Source organism: Actinomyces sp. 2119, assembly GCF_003591215.1.
Taxonomy (GTDB): domain Bacteria; phylum Actinomycetota; class Actinomycetes; order Actinomycetales; family Actinomycetaceae; genus Actinomyces; species Actinomyces lilanjuaniae.
Genome location: NZ_QYRR01000004.1, coordinates 170,462 through 188,274 on the forward strand (window position 1 = coordinate 170,462; position 17,813 = coordinate 188,274).

The following is a 17,813-nucleotide window of genomic DNA, read 5'->3' on the forward strand; positions in this document are numbered from 1 at the left end:
GCTGAACTGTCGGGTCTGCTGAGGGTGGGCCACGACAGGACTCTAGCCGTTCTCCGTCCGCCAGGTAGCGCCTGGAGGCCGACTCCGTCCGTCTCCGTCGCGCTCAGGCCAGACGAGTCACGTTCGCGTCCAGGGCGGCCAGCTTGGACATAAAGCTCTCGTACCCGCGGTCGATGAGGTTGACGCCCTCGACACGGCTGGTCCCCTCTGCCGCCAGGGCGGCAATGAGGTGCGAGAAGCCCCCGCGCAGGTCCGGTACCACGATATCGGCGCCCCGTAGCGGCGCAGGTCCTGAGATGACTGCCGAGTGGTAGAAGTTGCGCTGGCCGAAGCGGCAGGCGGTACCCCCGAGGCACTCGCGGTAGACCTGGATCGTGGCCCCCATCTTGCGCAGGGCGCCGGTGAAGCCGAAGCGGTTCTCGTAAACGGTCTCGTGGACGATGGACAGGCCCCCGGCCTGGGTCAGGGCCACGACCAGGGGCTGCTGCCAGTCGGTCATGAAACCAGGGTGGACGTTGGTCTCCACCACGCTGGAGCGCAGGTCGCCCCCAGGGTGGTAGAAGCGGATACCGTCGTCGCGCACGTCGAAGGCACCGCCTACCTTGCGGAAGGTGTTGAGGAAGGTGGTCATGTGGCTCTGGCGCGCCCCACGCACGAAGACGTCGCCCCGGGTGGCCAGGGCCGCCGAGGCCCAGGACGCCGCCTCGATACGGTCCGGCAGGGCAGCGTGGTTGTAGCCGCCGAGCTCCTCGACACCCTCGACGTGGATGGTGCGGTCGGTGTCCACCGAGATGATGGCCCCCATCTTCTGCAGCACGTCCACCAGGTCCATGATCTCAGGCTCGACAGCCGCTCCCCGCAGCTCGGTCAGCCCGTGGGCGCGCACAGCGGTGAGGAGAGTCTGCTCGGTGGCGCCCACAGAAGGATAGGGCAGCTCGATAACAGTGCCGTTGAGGCCGTGGGGCGCAGTCAGCCGGATACCCTGGACCTGCTTGTCCACGTCCGCGCCAAACTGCCGCAGGATCTCCAGGTGGAAGTCGATGGGACGGTCGCCGATGCGGCACCCACCGAGGTCGGGGATGAACGCCTCCCCGAGCCGGTGCAGCAGCGGCCCGCAGAAGAGGATCGGAATACGTGAGGAGCCCGCGTGGGCATCAATATCTGCGACGTGAGCCGCCTCGACCTTGGAGGGGTCCAGGCGCAGCACGCCCTCACGCTGGTCGTAGTCGATGGACACCCCGTGCAGGCTCAGCAGCCCGGAGACGACGTCGACGTCACGGATGAGGGGGACGTTGCGCAGCACCGACTGGGTGGTCCCCAGCAGCGCAGCCACCATGGCCTTAGGAGCCAGGTTCTTGGCACCGCGCACAGTGATCTCGCCGTTGAGCGGACGCCCTCCCTCCACCTGGAGCAGACCATCGACCATGTGTTCCTCCATCACGTGCAGACCGAGCGCGACGCGGTGGCAACCGCCCCGGCCCCGGAACGGCTCACAGCCGGGGCCGTCCCAGCATAGGCGTGCGCTCCCGGCCAGGCTGGCCGTAGAACGCTCCGGCCAGGGTGTCCTTGGACTCAGGGAAGGTCCCTGAGACCTGGCAGTCTCAGGGTGCCTGCGTCGAGCGCGCCGACACGACCTGCTCCTTGGGCAGGTGCCTGGCGGGCAGGGTCCGCGGCTTGTAGGCGGGGCGACCCTGCTCGTAGGCCTGGATCTTGTCCTCGTGCTGCAAGGTCAGGGAGATATCGTCCAGGCCCTCCATGAGGGTCCAACGCACGTAGTCGTCAATCTGGAAGGAGCAGCGGAAGCCCGCCGCCTCCACACTGCGGTGCTCTAGGTCCACCGTCACCTCGGTGCCCGGCTCCGCCTCCAGGATCTTCCACAGCTGCTCGCAGTCCTCCTGGGTCACCACCCCGGTCACCAGCCCCTGCTTGCCGGAGTTGCCCCGGAAGATGTCGGCAAAGCGAGGGGCCAGAACCGCCCTGAACCCGTAGTCCTTGAGCGCCCACACCGCGTGCTCGCGCGAGGAGCCCGTCCCGAAGTCCGGCCCCGCCACGAGCACGGAGGCCCGCCTGTAGGCCTCCTGGTTGAGGACGAAGTCAGGCTCACCAGCACGCCACGAGGCGAACAGGGCGTCGTCGAACCCGGTGCGCGTGATGCGCTTGAGGTAGACGGCGGGAATGATCTGGTCGGTGTCCACGGCGCTGCGCCGCAGCGGGGCACCGACCCCGGTGTGACGGACAAACTTCTCCATATCTGATCAGGCTCCTTCTGCCTCTGGCGGGACGTCAGGCAGATCGGCGGGCGTGGACAGACGACCACGCACCGCCGTGGCGGCCGCCACCACCGGGGACACCAGGTGGGTGCGTCCGCCCTTGCCCTGACGGCCCTCGAAGTTGCGGTTGGAGGTGGAGGCGGCACGCTCGCCCGGGCTGAGCTGGTCAGGGTTCATACCCAGGCACATGGAGCACCCCGCGTTGCGCCACTCCGCGCCAAAACTGGTGAACACCTGATCCAGGCCCTCAGCCTCGGCCTGGAGCCGTACGCGCGCGGAGGCCGGAACTACCAGCATGCGCAGGCCGTCGGCCTTCTCCCGGCCCCGGATCACCTCGGCGGCAGCACGGAGGTCCTCGATTCGCCCGTTGGTGCACGAGCCGAGGAAGACAGTGTCCACCTTGATGTCACGCAGGGGCGTGCCCGGGGCAAGGTCCATGTACTCCAGAGCACGCTGGGCAGCCAGGCGCTCGGTCTCGTCGGCGATCTCCTCCGGGACCGGGACACTGCCCGAGATCGGCAGCCCCTGGCCCGGATTCGTTCCCCAGGTGACAAAAGGCTCGATGTCCCTGGCCTCCAAGACCACCTCGGTGTCAAAAACGGCATCGGGGTCGGTGCGCAGGGAGGACCAGTACTCCACCGCCGCGTCCCAGTCCTCCCCCTGAGGGGCATGGGGACGACCACGGATGTAGTCAAAAGTGGTCTGGTCAGGGGCGATCATGCCTGCCCGGGCACCACCCTCAATGCTCATGTTGCAGATGGTCATACGGGCCTCCATGGACAGCTGCTCGATGGCGCGGCCGCGGTACTCAATAACGTGCCCCTGCCCCCCGTTGGTACCGATCTTGGCGATGATGGCCAGGATGATGTCCTTGGCACCGCTGCCGGGGGGCAGGTCCCCGTCGATAGTGACGCTCATGGTCTTGAACGGCGCGATCGGCAGGGTCTGGGTGGCCAGGACGTGCTCCACCTGGGACGTGCCGATACCAAAGGCCAACGCCCCGAAGGCGCCGTGGGTCGAGGTGTGGGAGTCACCACAGACGACGGTCATCCCCGGCTGGGTCAGCCCCAGCTGAGGGCCGACGGCGTGGACGATGCCCTGGTCGGCATCGCCCAGGGAGTGCAGACGCACCCCGAACTCAGCGCAGTTGGCCCGCAGCGTCTCGATCTGGGCGCGGCTGGTGATGTCGGCGATAGGCAGGTCGATGTCGAGGGTCGGGGTGTTGTGGTCCTCGGTGGCCAGGGTCAGGTCGGTACGGCGGACCTGACGGCCCGCTAGGCGCAGGCCCTCGAAGGCCTGGGGGCTGGTGACCTCGTGGACCAGGTGCAGGTCGATGTAGAGCAGGTCGGGCGCCCCGTCAACACCCTGGGACACGATGTGGTTGCGCCAGACCTTCTCGGCCAGAGTCATTCCCATCGCGCAGCCGTCCTTTCCTTTCCTTGAGGCACGAGCACGGGCCCGGTGGTGCGCGGCCCCCGGCCCAAGGGACGTCGCCGCTTCCACGTCCCGCTCAGGACGTTATGCTGACACCACGCCACTTCTCGTAGGCAAGCATACTTGAAGTCTCATACCTTGAAATGGCAGTATCAGAATATGGACAACCCCACTGAGAGCAGCAGCGGCGTCGGCGTCATCGACAAGGCCGCGCAGGTGCTCAACGCCCTGGAGTCCGGCCCCGCCACCCTGGCGCACCTGGTTGCCTCGACCCATCTGGCCCGCCCCACCGCCCACCGCATCGCGGTGGCCCTGGAGTACCACCGCCTGGTCACCCGCGACTCCCAGGGCAGGTTCGTCCTAGGCCCCCGGCTCGCAGAGCTGGCCAGGGCCGCGGGCGAGGACCACCTCCTGGTGGCCGCAGGCCCGGTCCTGGCCGCACTGCGCGACAAGACCCACGAGTCCGCCCAGCTCTATCGGCGCCAGGGAGACGTACGCGTGTGCGTGGCCAACGCCGAGCGTCCGATCGGGCTGCGTGACTCGATCCCGGTGGGCGCCACCATGTCCATGCAGGGCGGCTCCGCAGCCCAGGTCCTGCTGGCCTGGGAGGAGCCGGACCGTCTCCACCGCGGCCTGGTCGGCTCCCGGTTCAACGCCACGATGCTGTCTGCGGTGCGACGGCGCGGGTGGTCCCAGTCGGTGGGGGAGCGGGAGCCCGGGGTCGCCTCCGTGTCCGCGCCGGTACGAGGCAGCAGCGGGAAGGTCGTCGCCGCCATCTCCATCTCCGGACCGATCGACCGCATGGGCCGTCAGCCCGGACGGACCCACGGTGCCGTCGTCGTAGCCGCGGCACGCCGCCTGTCGGAGGCCCTGCGCCACGACGAGGACCGCTGACACCCGGTCATCCCCCGCTCAGCCTCTCGCCCCCGCCCGCCGGTAGGCCGACAGGTTCATACCCGTGACGCTGCCCCACTCCGGGGTGGGAGGAACAGTCCTGTTGTGGTGCTTGATGCGCTCCAGGCGCTGGGGGTCCGCCAGAAGCCCGGCCAGGGCCTCGGCCAGGCCTGCGTCGTCGTCCGCCAGGAGCCCGTCCACGCCGTGCTCGATGAAGTCTCCGACCCCCGAGGAGCCCAGCGCCACCACGGCCAGCCCGGCGGTGCGGGCCTCCAGGACGCTGATCCCAAAGGAGTCGGCCGGAGAGGTCTGCAGGTAGACGTCCGCCTGGGCGAAGGCACGCGCCAGCTCGGGACGGTCCACGCGTCCCACAAGGGTGATGCGCTCCGCCATGCCACTATCGACGACCTCCTGCTCCAGCCGATGCCGCAGGGGGCCGTCACCGTAGACATCCAGGACCGCGTCACGGCATCCTGAGCGCCGCACCGCCTCAGCAAAGGCCTGTACCACCTGCAGCGGCCGCTTGCGCCCGATCCAGCGCAGCGAGGCCACGACCCGCAGCGGCGCCCCGGGTGGTCGGCCCTCCCCTGACGGGCCCGGGTGCCAGTCAGCCAGGCTGATGCCATTGGGCAGCACCGTGACCGGCTCACGGGCACCCGCCTGCAGTACCTGCTGCGCCAGCATGGAGGACACCGCCGTAAGGTCGGCCCCCGCCTCCTGCCACAACCGGACCGGGCTGAGGCCCCCGAGCCGTCCGACAGCCCGCGACCAGCCTCCCAGCACGCAATGGAAGGTGATCGCTGTCGGCACGCCGCAGCGGCGCGCGGCCGCGATGCCCGGCCAGGCGAAGGGCGAGACCACGCCGACGTGGACGTGGACGACGTCGGGCTGCAGGTGCTCCATCAGCCACGTCATCTCCCCGCGCGCCCGAGGGTGGACAGGCAGCTCGGCAGGAAGGGGCACGGTAGTACGAAATACGGGAAAGCCGTCCGCTCGTTCCACCTCCCGCCCCCGGTGAGTGCCCGCTGGCGTCGCGGTAACGACAGCGGGCTCGTGCCCGTGCCGCAGGAGGTTCCTGGCCAGGTCCCGCACCTGGGTCTCGATCCCACCCAGGCGTGGGGCGTAGCAGTCAGACACGATGAGCACGCGCATGGTGCCCAGTGTGCCACCAGTCGCCAGGCGCAAGAGCCCGTCCGGGCCCCACGCCCCCGGGCCAGCGCGCCAGATCGGCTCCTCAGGTCGTACCCTCAGTCCTGGGAACCGACCTGCCGCAACTTGGCGATAGCAGCCTCGAAGTCCTCCAGGGACTCAAAGGAGGAGTAGACAGAGGCGAACCGGAGGTAGGCGATCTGGTCCAGCTCGCGCAGCGGACCGAGGATGGCCAGACCGACCTCGTGGGAGTCCACGAGAGCCTGCCCGCTGGCGCGTACCTCCTCCTCGACCTTGTGGGCCAGGAGGGCCAGGTCGTCGTCAGAGACCGGACGCCCCTGGCAGGCCCGACGGACACCGACCATGACCTTGTCCCTGCTGAACGGCTCTACTGCCCCCGACCGCTTACGCACCGAGAGGCTGGCTGTCTCCAGGGTGGTGAAACGTCGACCGCAGTGCTGGCACTGACGTCGTCGACGTATCGAGGTCCCGTCCTCAGCGGTTCGTGAGTCCACGACCCGGGAGCCGTCATGGCGGCAGAAGGGGCAGTGCACGTGACCGACCTCCAGGTGATCGCTTGACCGACACCTTGGAGACTAAACGCCAGCCGCGTCACACCGCAAGCCTCAGACACCCTGGTACAGCACCAGGCTCTCAGGAGACCGGCACGACGAGACGCTGCCCAGCACGCACCGACGGGGTCTCCAGGTTGTTGAGCTCGACAATGACGGCCACCGTCTCGGCGACGTCCGGGCTCCCCGTCGAGGAGGCCACGTCCCACAGGGACTGCCCGGGCTGGACAACTGCCGTGGAAGTCCCGGTGTAGCCCGGCTGGCCCAGCGCCGACAGCACGATGCCCCCGGCAACCAGCACCGCCACCACGAGGGTGACCACCAGACCTGCGGCCAGGTACCGCACCGCAGCAGGTACAGACGGGGCGCACACCCCCTCGGCTCCCGGGGCGGTGGACACAGCTTTGGACGCCATCCCGCCCCCGCGCTGGAGCCGATGTCGTCCAGCACGGACCGCCGGGTGAGCGGGCGACATCCGAGAGGGGCGCCTTGCGGGGGCGCGCACGACCAGAGGAGCACCCGGCCGCCGAGGGGGCATCTCCAGCAGTCGGGGGGTTGCCTGGCCACCTTCCCGGCTACCGCCGCCGTCAGGACGCACAGGGGCGGCCACGTCAGGTACCGGCCGCAGGTGGGTCGGGCGCCCGGTCCCGCGACGAGCGCCCGTACGGTGCGGACGACGCTGCTCCTCACCCCCGGGCGCGGCAGGAACCAGGCTCAGGTGCCGGGGACGGATCCGGGGAGCGGGAGCCCAGCCACGTACCTTCTGGGTGGGGCGGGACGACGGTGGGACGGCTGCTGCACTCACGAGCTCCTCCAGAACACATGTTCGACGAACGTCTGTTCGATAGACTAGCGCCCCAGAGCCGACACGTCCACCATTCTTCGAACACGTGTTTGAAGGCGTGTCCGATCGGCTCTAGGATTGGGGCACCAAGACCACCACGGGCCTACGACACGAATGCCCGGCCGGCCCCGCCCCTAGGCCTGCAGGATCACCAGGGGCGCGGCCACCTGGCTCCGCCAGCGGGGTACCAGGCTGTCGGGCAGGGCGGCGGCAGGCAGCAGCGAGCTCAGGGAAGGCACGGCGATGAGCACGACCACCGGCCACAGCGGACGCGCCGCCGGGACCACCAGGATGCGCGGCACCACCACGCCTGCGGCTGACAGCCTCCTGGCAGACCTCGACATCCGGGCACGGGCTGTCTACGAGGCGGTCCAAGATGCTGTCGAGTCCCGCGGCTACCCGCCGTCGCTGCGAGAGATCGGCACCATTGTGGGCCTGACCAGCCCCTCCTCCGTCAAGCACCAGCTGGACAAGCTGGAGCGGCTGGGGCTGCTGCGCCGCGACCCCCGACGCCCCCGCGCCATGGAGGTGGTGCTCCCCGGCAGCGGGAGCACCGACCGGGCAGACCGGAGGGGCTCGGCGGGGACGCCAGCCCAGGTTCCGGCACCGTCACGCACAGACGGGGCACCCCGCCCTCCCCGCGACCTGCCGTCCACCGGGGAGCCACGGGGAGAGCCGCAGACGGAGGTAGAGGAGACAGTACCTGTCCCTCTCGTCGGCCACGTCGCCGCAGGCGCCCCGATCCTGGCGGAACAGCACTGGGAAGAGGTCATGCCCCTGCCTCGTCGCCTGACGGGGGGCGGGGACCTGTTCATGCTCAGGGTCCAGGGCGACTCCATGACCGAGGCAGCCATCTGTGACGGCGACTGGGTTGTGGTACGCGCCCAGCCCGACGCGCAGACTGGCGAGGTCGTGGCTGCCATGCTTGAGGAGCCGGACGGCGCCAGCGCGACGGTCAAGGTGCTCTCGCGGCGTGACGGGCACCAGTGGCTCCTGCCCCGCAACCCCGCCTACGCCCCCATCGACGGCGACGAGGCCACAATCATGGGCAAAGTAGTCGCTGTCCTACGCTCCCTGTGACCGACCCCGACACAACACCTCCGCAACACCCCGCAGCATGGCCCCTGCGGCAGCCCCCGAGCAGTCGCCCCCTCGGGCGCCCCTCCGGGTGAGAGGGGACGACTGCCACGCTGCTGCGGCCCGGGTGGCACCCGGTACCACGGCAGAGCGGCCGGGCTGCCGGTCGAGGCCGTCATCCAGGGGTGCCGACAAAAACGGCGGTCGGGGGTCAGTAGCCCAGGCCGCGAGCCACCTCGCGCAGGTGGTCGGCCGAGGCCGTGAGGGCCTCTTTCTCACCAGGGGTCAGCGGGAGCTCGAGGCGCCGCCCCGCCCCTTCCCTGCCCACGATGGTGGGCACCGCCATGCACACGTCAGAGATCCCGTGCCAGTCGGTGAGCAGCGGGGAGATCGTCAGCACCCGCTGCTCGTCGTTGAGGACCGCGGAGATGATCCGCTGGACCGCCAGGCCCACGGCGTAGTTCGTGGCTCCCTTACCCTCAATGATGCGGTAGGCGGAGCGGACGACGTCGTGGGCGATACGGTCGCGCTTGGCCTGGTCAAAGACGCCTCCGTCAAGAGTCTGGCCCCACTGGGTGACCGGCACCCCCCCGATCTCCGTGGACGACCACAGCGGGACCTCGGAGTCCCCGTGCTCGCCAGCAATGTAGCCGTGAATGTTCTGCGTGGCGGTTCCGGTCTCTAGGGAGACCAGGTAACGCATACGGGCGGTATCCAGGACGGTGCCGGAGCCGAAGAGCTGGTTCTCCGGGAGACCCGTGATCTTCTTGGCGCAGTAGGTGACCACGTCCACCGGGTTGGCCACGAGCAGGAAGATGGCATGGGGAGCAACCTCCACCAGCCGTGGCAGGATCTTCTCCATGATGCCCACCGTGGCGCCCGCCAGCTCCAGGCGGGACTGGCCAGGCTTCTGCTTGGCACCGGCAGTGATGGCAATAACGTCAGCGTCGCGGCAGATCTCCGGATCGTCGGAGCCGGAGACTGCACCTGCGGAGGTGAACTGGATGCCCTGGGCGATGTCCAGGGCCTCCGCCTCCACCTTCTCCTTGGCAATGTCCTGGAGCACCACCTCGCGGGCCACGCCCTTGGTGACGCAGGCATAGGCAAGCGTGGACCCGACAGCACCCGCACCAATGATAGCGACCTTGGACGGGCGCCCTGAGTGGGCAGTGGGGTAGGAGCCTTGAGCGGTGTTGGTGATGGTAGCTTCGGACACGGTGTCTCCTCCGACTCGATCAGCGGTAAGGGGAACGGGTTCCCCGGGTCTTACCCTACGTGGTCCCACCAGCCGCACCGAGGGACTCTTGGCACCTGAGCCGTAACGGCTCAGTCGTGGGCGGCCAGACGGGTGAGCGCGCCCAGGACGACCTGCGGGTCCGAGGTCGGCCACAGCGGCGGCAGGGAGCGGGAGAGGAAGCCCCCGTAGCGGGCTGTGCGCAGCCGGGGGTCCAGGACCGCGACTACGCCCCGGTCCTGGCGACGGCGGATGAGGCGGCCCGCGCCCTGAGCCAGCAGCAGGGCCGCGTGCGTCGCCGCCACGCTCATGAAGCCGTTGCCGCCCGCAGCGGCCACAGCCTGGGTGCGTGCCTGGACCACGGGGTCGTCAGGTCTGGGGAACGGGATGCGGTCGATGACGACCAGGCGGCAGGTACGCCCAGGCACGTCCACCCCCTGCCACAGGCTGAGGCTGCCCACCAGGCAGGCTGTGTCGTCGGAGGCAAAGGCCTCCACGAGCGTGGGCAGCTGGTCCTCCCCCTGGGCGTAGACGGGCAGACTGGTGGATGAGCGCAGGAGCTCCGCCGCCTCCTGTGCCGCCAGACGCGAGGAGAACAGGCCGAGCATCCCTCCCCCGGAGGCCTCCGCCAGGGCCAGCATCTCCTCCAGCGCGGCCTGCGAGACACCGGAGCCGGGACGAGGAAGGTGCGTAGGCGCGTACAGGATGCCCTGACGCGGATAGTCGAAGGGCGAGCCCACGTCAAAGCCTCGCCAGGACTCCCCCGCCAGGGTCAGTCCGAGGGTGCGGGCCATCGGCCCAAAGCCTCCGCCCAACACCAGGGTCGCGGAGGTCAGCACCGTGCTGCGGCCCGCCAGCAGGGTGGTCGCCACCCGCGAGGCGACGTCAACGGGTGCCAGCATGAGCCGTGGCGGCTCCTCCCCGGCTCCAGGCCGCTCCACCCAGGCCACTTCCCGCCCCTGGTCCACCGCGTCCGAGGTCAGACGGTCCACGGTGTCTACCAGGTCGGCGAGGGCCTGACGGGCCATGCTGAGGCCCCCGGCCTCCTGGGCGCGGGCAGCGGTACCACGAGTCTTCTCACGCACGTCGGCAGCAACCTGGCGGACCGCGTCGTCCAGGACTACCAGGGCGCTGCGCAGTGACGGCGGCAGCCCCTGCCCCAGTCGGCCGTCAGGAAGCTCGTCCAGAACGCCTGCCAGCCCCTGACCTGCTGCCTCCAGGTCGGAGACCAGCACCGAGGCGTACCTGCGGGCGGTCGTGGCGGCCCGGGCCACTGCGGCACCCGACAGCGAGACAGTACCCTGGGAGCGCACCCGCTCGGCCAGCTCGTGGGCCTCGTCCACCACCAGGACCTGGTGGTCGGGCAGGACCCCGGGACCGCCCGCAGCCACGACACCCAGCACGGCGTGGTTAGTGACGACAATGTCAGCCTGGGCAGCCTGCGACCGGGCCGCACGGGGGAAGCACTCGTCCCTGACCGGGCAGGAGTGCCCCAGGCACTGGGCCCGTGAGACGCTGACCTGTCTCCAGGCCCGGTCAGACACGCCCGGTACGAGGTCGTCACGGTCACCGCTGTCGGTGGTCCGGGCCCACTCCCGCAGCCTGACCACCTGCTCCCCCAGACCCAGGGCGCCAGCCTGACCGACTCCCGGCCCTGACAGCACCTCCCCGGCGCCGAAGAGGGCGTTACCGACGTCGTCGTCCTCGGCGGGGTAGCCCCCCTCCAGCCGGTAGCGGCACAGGTAGTTGTGCCAGCCCTTGAGCAGCGCCACCCGGGGTCTCGACCCGGTAGCACGCTCTACCGCCTGCGCCGCTACAGGGGCATCCTTGGCCAGGACCTGGCGCTGTAGCGCCAGGGTGGCTGTGGAGACTACGACCCGGTGACCGGCGCCGACCGAGTCGAGCATAACCGGTACCAGGTAGGCCAGGGACTTACCAGTACCCGTCCCCGCCTGGACCAGAAGGTGGCCCCCGTCCTGGAGCGTCTCCCCCACCGCTGCCGCCATCGTGGCCTGCCCCTGGCGCGGGCTGCCTCCCACCTCGTTGACCGCGGACCGCAGGACGGACACAATGCTGTCTTGGCTGTCCTGGCTGTCCTGTGCCCGGCCCGTCGGCTCAGCCCCGGTCGGCTCAGCCATCAGCCGTCCCGGGCTCCTCGTCTGCCTTCGCCACGTGCCCGTCGGCACCGGCATCCTCGGCACAGGCGGACCTCAGCTCCGCGGCCAGTGCCGGACCTACCCGGGCGACCAGGTGGGTCCCGGCCTCCGTATAGTCGGCGGAGTCGACCTCTCCGTCGGCATGGGCACGGGAGACCAGGTCACCGCGTGAGTAAGGGACGACGACGTCCACGACGACGTCGGGACGCGGCAGCGCCTCCTCCACACGCTCACGCAGCCTAGCCAGCCCCTCTCCGGTGCGTGCCGAGGTGACGACGGCACCAGGGAGGGCGGTACGCAAGGTCGCCACGACGACAGGGTCCGCCAGGTCCACCTTGTTGAGCACCACCAGCTCAGGCACCTCCAGGGCACCAGGTACGTCCGACAGGACGTGACGCACCGCCGCGACCTGGCCCAGGGGGTCCGGATGGGCGGCGTCAACCACGTGGAGGAGAAGGTCCGCCTCAGCCACCTCCTCCAGGGTGGAGCGGAACGCCTCAATGAGCTCGTGGGGCAGGTTGCGCACGAAGCCGACCGTGTCCGTCAGGGTGTAGGTGCGCCCCTCAGCAGTCTCAGCCCGGCGCACGGTGGGGTCCAGCGTGGCGAACAGCGCGTCCTGGACCATGGCGCCCGCGTCGGTGAGGCGGTTCATGAGGGAGGACTTGCCCGCGTTGGTGTACCCGGCGATCGCTACCGAGGGGATGCCGCCACGCCGCCGCGAGCCGCGCCTGGCCTGGCGGGAGGGAGTCATCTCCTTGATCTCGCGTCGCAGCCTGGCCATGCGGGTGTGGATGCGTCGGCGGTCGAGCTCGATCTTGGTCTCTCCGGGGCCGCGTGAGCCGATCCCCTGGCCGCCGGCCACGCGTCCGCCGGCCTGCCGGGACATGGACTCGCCCCAGCCACGCAGGCGCGGCAGCAGGTACTCCAGCTGGGCGAGCTCGACCTGGGCCTTGCCCTCGCGCGACTTGGCGTGCTGGGCGAAGATGTCCAGAATGAGGGCGGTACGGTCCACCACCTTGACGCCGACGACGTCCTCCAGGGCGCGGCGCTGAGAGGGGGACAGCTCGTCGTCGACGATGACCGTATCCGCCCCCGAGGCGGCCACCGCCTCCGCAAGCTCGCGCGCCTTACCGCTGCCCAGGTAGGTGGCGGGGTCGGGGTGGTCACGCCTCTGGATCACCGCGTCCAGGACCTGGGAGCCGGCGGTCTGTGCCAGGGCGGCCAGCTCGCGCAGAGAGGTCACGATATCCTGGGACCCGGCGGCGTCGGCCCGGTCTACGCCGGTGGCACCGCGGGCACGGTGATCGCCCCTCTCCCCGGTCCGGGACCGGGAGAGGTCCAGGCCGACAAGAACTACCTTCTCCAGGCGGACCTGGCGGTACTCGACCTCGGAGACGTCCTGGAGCTCGGTGGACAGGCTGGCCACACGTCGCAGGCCGGCACGGGCCTCACGCTCCAGCGAGCCGTCGTCATGCTCTCCGTCAAGGTCAGCGAGGCTGCCCAGGCCATCACGGGAGGAGGATCCCGACGTCGAGGCCAGGGCGGTTCCGGCCCGGGACAGGACACGGGCCACGACGTCCTCGGGAGCGGGCGGGAGCTGCGGGAGCCCACCGTCGACGTCATCGGGGACGTCAGGGGACTCGGTGCGGGCGCCGCGCTGAGAGTCGGCATGCGCGGCAGGAACAGTGGATCGAGAACGGGTCACCTTGAGACTCCTTGCAGTATGCGTAGACACGGCCCGGAGCGTGGGCTCAACAGACCTTCCCGGTGCGTCCGGGCCCGGTTCGGTGCAGGACGGAGCCGGGGTGGGACCGCGACCGTCAACGATGACCGTCGGCAAGGCCGCCTCTCCGGCTCAGCGCATACGCAGAATCCACATGAGTTCAGCATAGCTCCCTGCCCTGGTCCGCACAACCTGCCACTCGTCCCGGGTGCCTGTAAGAGGTGCCCGGAGCCCCGCCCAGGACTGCCCGCGAGGTCCGTGGGCCGTGTGGCAGGCACGGGAAACGGGAAGACAGACCGCCCGCAGCTCGGTGTTCCCGCCATCCTGACCGCCTGTGTCGCCTAGGGTCATCTCCTAGGGTGCTCCTAGGGTGACTGTATGAACTGCCTCCACCATCCTGAGACCCCAGCCGCGCTCGTCTGCGAGTGCGGGACCGCTCTGTGCCACGAGTGCGCCGCCCGGCGCCCCGACGTCGGCTGCCCCACGTGCGTTGCCGCGAAGACCTCCCAGGAGGTCGCAGGAGCCGTCACGGACACCGTCATGGTGGTAGTCGGTGCGATCGCAGGGGCTGCGGCCTTCTACGCCCTCACGCGCTCGTGGTCCGAGGTCGGCGGCGCGCTCACTTTCACTGTCATTGGCGCCGAATGGCCCTTCGGGTGGCGGGCGCTACGGTTCTGGTCCGCGCTAGGTACCAGCTACAGCGCCTGGGGAAGTAACCTCGTCGTGGTCGTCCTCATCTGGATGACTCCCCTGTTCCTGCTGGTCCTGAAGATGTGGGTCGCCATGCTTATCGGTGTGCCCGCCCTGGTCGTGACCGCGCTCAGGCGCGTCGTCGTGCTCCTGGGGCTGCGTTCCTCCCGGCTGTCGCAACCAGCGTGAGCACGACCCCCGCCCCCACGCCCCGGACCCTGCTGCTCACCCGCCTGGGCCACCTGGTACTTGCCATGCTCGTGGTCGAGCTGCTGGCCGGGATGCAGGTCTACATCAACCAGACGGTCCTACCCCTGCTGGCCACCGACCTGCACGCCCGCGACCACTACGGCCTGGTGACGGCCGCTGCCCAGGTACCGGCCTTCCTCACCATGCCCCTGGGCGGGGCGATGCTGGTGCGGTGGCGGGCGGACCGGCTCATGACTGCCCTGACCGCCGTCCTGGTGGCCGGAGCGGCCTGGGGAGCCCTGGCTCCGAGCATCGAGATCTACGTGGCGGCCGAGGTCCTGCGCGGCCTGGCCGCCGGGGCGCTGGCCACCGTCACTATGGGGGTGCTTGTCGCGGGGCTGCCCGAGGCCTGGAAGCGCCTCTTCCTGGCAGCCAGCTCAGCGACGTGGGTGGTCTCCTCCCTGCTAGGTCCCGCCTACGCCGCTACCACGAGCACGCTGTGGGGGTGGAGGTGGGCACTGGTGGCCTACGTGCCCCTGCTGGTGGCGGCACGGCTGGTTATGTCCCGAGAGGTCCGGGGGCTTCACGTCGAGGACGACGGGGCCGCCGCACCGTGGACGGCGGCGCTCGCCCTGGCTGCGGGAGTGGGAATGATCGGACTGGCTCCGGCGGGACGCTGGTGGTTCTGGCCCGGCTGCCTCCTTGGTGCCGCCACGGTGGTCTGGGCCTGCGCCCGGGTGTTTCCGCCGGGAACCATGCGTCTGGCCCCGGGGCGCCGGGCGGCGGTAGCCACACTGGCCTGGGTGTGTGCGGCCTACTTCTCCCTAGACTTCCTGGTCTCTCCCGGCGCCCACGACGTCCTGGGACTAGGCGCGGGGCCGATCGGCTGGGCACTGACCTGCGCAGGGGTGCTGTGGTCCGTCACTGCCATGTGGTGCGGGGCGCGACCGGCGCGGGCTACGCGCCACTACACGGCACGTACCACGGCCGGGGCCGCGTGCCTGACCGGCGGTGCCGCGCTGATGGCTCTCGCCTTCACCGCAGCACCGCCCTGGTGGTGGCTGCACGTGGGCTTCGGCCTGGCGGGCACAGGGATGGGCCTCACCCACCAGGACACGCTCATCCGGTGCGTGAGCCAGCCACCTGAGGGCCATGAGGACGGGATCTCCGAGGCCGGTGCGGCGACCTCGGTGACCGTGGCGACCACTGCCGGGGGCGCGGCGCTGGGAACCTTCACCACGGCACTCGTCGCTCCCACGACCGCCGGGGTCGACGGCGCCCGCCTGGTGGGTGCCGTCGTCGTGCTCGCGCTCCTGCTAGCCTGCACCCCATTGCTGGCTCGTCGAGCGGCCTGAGCCGGTGCGGCGCACGGACCACTCGGTACAGGAAGCGGATAGCCCCCGGAAGAATGAGGGAGCAGGCACCCTGCCCGGTAGCCTTGAGCCGTGAACGAGCACTACTTCACCGCCTCGCCCAGCGGCTCCGTGCAGGAGCGCACCCGGCGGGTCCTTGTGTGCGGCACCGAGTACGAGGTAGTCACCGCCTCCGGAGTCTTCTCCGCAGACCGCCTGGACCGGGGGACCCGCGTCCTGCTTGACCACGTGCCACAGCCTCCAGCGCACGGCACCTTCCTGGACCTAGGCTGCGGGTGGGGCCCCATCGCCCTGGCCATGGCACAGGCCTCACCGCAGGCGCTCGTCCTGGCCACGGACGTCAACGAGCGGGCGGTGGAGCTGACAGAGCGCAATGCCGCAGGCGCAGGGCTGACCAACGTCAGCCCCTACCTGGCAGGCGACCTCCAGCGCAGACTGACGCAGTCCGGGCGGAGGCTGGACCTCATATGGTCCAATCCCCCGGTGAGGGTCGGCAAGAGGGCTCTTCACGACCTGCTCACCACCTGGCTGTCCCTACTGTCTGAGCACGGTGAGGCCTGGCTGGTAGTGAATAAGAACCTGGGCGCTGACTCCCTGACCAGGTGGCTTGTCGAGGAGGGCTGGCAGGCGGGCAAAAGTGCCTCGGCCAAGGGCTTCCGGGTGCTGCGGGTCGCGCGCTCCTGACCAGGGAGCACGGGAAGGGCCGCCCCGCCGGGCTGGCACCAGCGCGCAGAGTGTGTAGACCGCGTGGGTCGCGTGGGCACTGCCGTCAGGGGCCGCCCAGTCCTGTGCGGTCCCGCACAGCCCTGCCCTGTCCCGGCCTACTGCGAGGCGCCCAGGTCCTGGGGCGGCCACACGCCCTGCCCGGGCTGCGCCGGGGGCTGTGGCCCAGCGGGAGCCTGTCCCTGGCCCGGGGCATAACCGGTCGGCGGCACCTGGCCCTGGCCCGAGGTGTACGGCACCTGAGGTGCCTGGGGGTAGGCGGCCTGAGGCTGGGCGCTGTAGCCGCCCTGCGGCTGGACGGGCGCCTGAGGCTGGCCCGGCACCGGGTAGGTGGAAGCACCTGGAGCACCCGGTGCCGACACGCCGTAGCCCGCTGCGGGCTGCTGCACCAAGGGCTGTGCTGACGCCGCAGAGCGACGACGACGCACCACCAGGAAGACGACGACCCCCGCCACGGCCGCCAGGAGGACCCCACCGCCGATCAGCGCGGGCAGCAGCCAGGGCAGCCCCTCCGAGTCGCCGCCGGTCACCCGGATCCTGTCCTCGGAGGCAGCGTCGGCCCACGTCACAGTCGAGCCGTCGATCTCGCTGGCACCGGAGGCGGACTCCACGCCGCCCGGGAAGCGGACGGTCAGACGCGCCTGATCGAAGTTGTAGAAGAAGTCCTCGTCCAGGACGACCTCGTAGGCACTGTCGGTGTGGCGCACGGTGATGCTGTCGGTGAAGAGCTCCTCCACGTCCCGCAGGCGCAGACCCGTGAAACGCACGGAGCAGGCAGGCATGCCGTCGAGCTCAGCAACCTCGACGGTCATCGTGCCACTAACCTCTTCCGCGTCCTCCTCGAAGTCCGCCGGGTCGCAGCCGTCCTCCGTCTCCGAGGTGGTCGCGCCCTCCTGGGCAAAGAAGATGGCGATGTCAACAGCCTCCTCCTCGTGCAGGGTCACGGTCATGTCGACGTGGCGGTCGTCCTCGGCAGCGACGGCAGGAGCGACCAGGAGCCACGAGCCCACCAGCGACAGGAGGCCGACCAGGAGGGCGACCAGCGGCGCAAGCCTCAGAGCCCGCAGGCCGCGAGGGAAGGACCGGGAGGACGGGGAAGCTAGGGACACGGTACTTGAACGAATCACCCGCGTGATGGTATCGCAACTGCTCAGCACGGGGCACGCGCGAGCGGAGGTCGGCTGCACGAAGCCGCTGTCCTGGCAGGCACCGACTGCGCGCAGCTGCTCGACAGCGTCCTGCCGGGCGAACTGGACAGGCCCGAGCCCCTCGACGCCCCTCGACGAACTGCCCCCGCAGGACCGCCCCGGTGTCCTCCATACGACGCAGGACCGCGTGAAGCGGGGTCAGGCCGCCACGGACGCCGCCCGCTGCCGCCGTCTCCCGGCAGACCACGCCGTAGCGTTCCAGGAGGTCCTCCCACAGCCTCCTCCGGGGAGACCTGCGCCGCACGCAGGTAGCACCAGGGGGAGCCGACGACCTCCT

15 protein-coding genes are annotated in these 17,813 nt (G+C 70.2%); 5 read left to right on the forward strand and 10 right to left on the reverse strand.

Features of this window, described 5'->3' with window-relative positions; all coding sequences use genetic code 11:
* Positions 1-103: 103 nt before the first annotated feature.
* From murA to leuC, 3 genes are all read right to left on the reverse strand, one after another.
* Entirely contained in the window at positions 104-1,426 is a 1,323-nt protein-coding gene (gene murA, locus D4740_RS06205) for a UDP-N-acetylglucosamine 1-carboxyvinyltransferase (RefSeq protein ID WP_119836074.1), read from the reverse strand.
* Positions 1,427-1,601: 175 nt separating this feature from the next.
* Positions 1,602-2,249, reverse strand: a complete 648-nt coding sequence (gene leuD / locus D4740_RS06210; protein ID WP_119836075.1) for a 3-isopropylmalate dehydratase small subunit — start codon at positions 2,247-2,249, stop codon at positions 1,602-1,604.
* Positions 2,250-2,255: 6 nt separating this feature from the next.
* Entirely contained in the window at positions 2,256-3,686 is a 1,431-nt protein-coding gene (gene leuC / locus D4740_RS06215) for a 3-isopropylmalate dehydratase large subunit (RefSeq protein WP_119836076.1), read from the reverse strand.
* A 177-nt stretch (positions 3,687-3,863) separates the two neighbouring features.
* Between leuC and D4740_RS06220 the strand changes: the two genes are divergently transcribed.
* Complete coding sequence (locus D4740_RS06220) at positions 3,864-4,598, forward strand: IclR family transcriptional regulator (RefSeq protein WP_119836077.1); 735 nt, start codon at positions 3,864-3,866, stop codon at positions 4,596-4,598.
* A gap of 18 nt (positions 4,599-4,616) precedes the next feature.
* Here D4740_RS06220 and D4740_RS06225 read toward each other — a convergent pair whose 3' ends face one another.
* The 3 genes from D4740_RS06225 to D4740_RS13265 form a co-directional block, all read right to left on the reverse strand.
* On the reverse strand, positions 4,617-5,750 hold the full coding sequence (locus tag D4740_RS06225) for a glycosyltransferase family 4 protein (protein WP_119836078.1): 1,134 nt from the start codon (positions 5,748-5,750) through the stop codon (positions 4,617-4,619).
* A 95-nt stretch (positions 5,751-5,845) separates the two neighbouring features.
* The gene (gene nrdR, locus D4740_RS06230) at positions 5,846-6,301 is read right to left on the reverse strand and encodes a transcriptional regulator NrdR (RefSeq protein ID WP_119836079.1); all 456 of its coding nucleotides are present in this window, start codon (positions 6,299-6,301) and stop codon (positions 5,846-5,848) included.
* Positions 6,302-6,401: 100 nt separating this feature from the next.
* On the reverse strand, positions 6,402-7,124 hold the full coding sequence (locus D4740_RS13265; RefSeq protein WP_259390697.1) for a LysM peptidoglycan-binding domain-containing protein: 723 nt from the start codon (positions 7,122-7,124) through the stop codon (positions 6,402-6,404).
* A 282-nt stretch (positions 7,125-7,406) separates the two neighbouring features.
* Between D4740_RS13265 and lexA the strand changes: the two genes are divergently transcribed.
* A complete protein-coding gene (gene lexA / locus D4740_RS06240) occupies positions 7,407-8,243 on the forward strand; it encodes a transcriptional repressor LexA (RefSeq protein ID WP_119836081.1) in 837 nt (278 codons plus the stop codon).
* A 208-nt stretch (positions 8,244-8,451) separates the two neighbouring features.
* On the opposite strand, the gene D4740_RS06245 is transcribed toward lexA, so the two are convergent.
* The 3 genes from D4740_RS06245 to hflX all read right to left on the reverse strand — a co-directional run bounded on the left by D4740_RS06245 (position 8,452) and on the right by hflX (position 13,335).
* Entirely contained in the window at positions 8,452-9,456 is a 1,005-nt protein-coding gene (locus D4740_RS06245; RefSeq protein WP_119836082.1) for an L-lactate dehydrogenase, read from the reverse strand.
* A 110-nt stretch (positions 9,457-9,566) separates the two neighbouring features.
* Positions 9,567-11,612 (reverse strand): ATP-dependent DNA helicase, encoded by a 2,046-nt coding sequence (locus D4740_RS06250; RefSeq protein WP_243106673.1) that lies wholly within the window; start codon positions 11,610-11,612, stop codon positions 9,567-9,569.
* Positions 11,605-13,335 (reverse strand): GTPase HflX, encoded by a 1,731-nt coding sequence (gene hflX, locus D4740_RS06255; protein ID WP_119836083.1) that lies wholly within the window; start codon positions 13,333-13,335, stop codon positions 11,605-11,607. Before hflX ends, D4740_RS06250 begins: the two co-directional genes overlap by 8 nt.
* A gap of 396 nt (positions 13,336-13,731) precedes the next feature.
* Between hflX and D4740_RS06260 the strand changes: the two genes are divergently transcribed.
* From D4740_RS06260 to D4740_RS06270, 3 genes are all read left to right on the forward strand, one after another.
* Positions 13,732-14,232 (forward strand): B-box zinc finger protein, encoded by a 501-nt coding sequence (locus tag D4740_RS06260; protein WP_119836084.1) that lies wholly within the window; start codon positions 13,732-13,734, stop codon positions 14,230-14,232.
* Positions 14,229-15,587, forward strand: a complete 1,359-nt coding sequence (locus D4740_RS06265; protein ID WP_243106674.1) for an MFS transporter — start codon at positions 14,229-14,231, stop codon at positions 15,585-15,587. The genes D4740_RS06260 and D4740_RS06265 overlap by 4 nt, the downstream gene beginning before the upstream one ends.
* Positions 15,588-15,677: 90 nt before the next feature.
* On the forward strand, positions 15,678-16,289 hold the full coding sequence (locus tag D4740_RS06270) for a class I SAM-dependent methyltransferase (RefSeq protein ID WP_119836085.1): 612 nt from the start codon (positions 15,678-15,680) through the stop codon (positions 16,287-16,289).
* A gap of 137 nt (positions 16,290-16,426) precedes the next feature.
* Here the strand turns inward: D4740_RS06270 and D4740_RS06275 are convergent, their stop codons facing one another.
* A complete protein-coding gene (locus D4740_RS06275) occupies positions 16,427-17,455 on the reverse strand; it encodes an LppM family (lipo)protein (protein ID WP_147392856.1) in 1,029 nt (342 codons plus the stop codon).
* Positions 17,456-17,813: the final 358 nt, after the last annotated feature.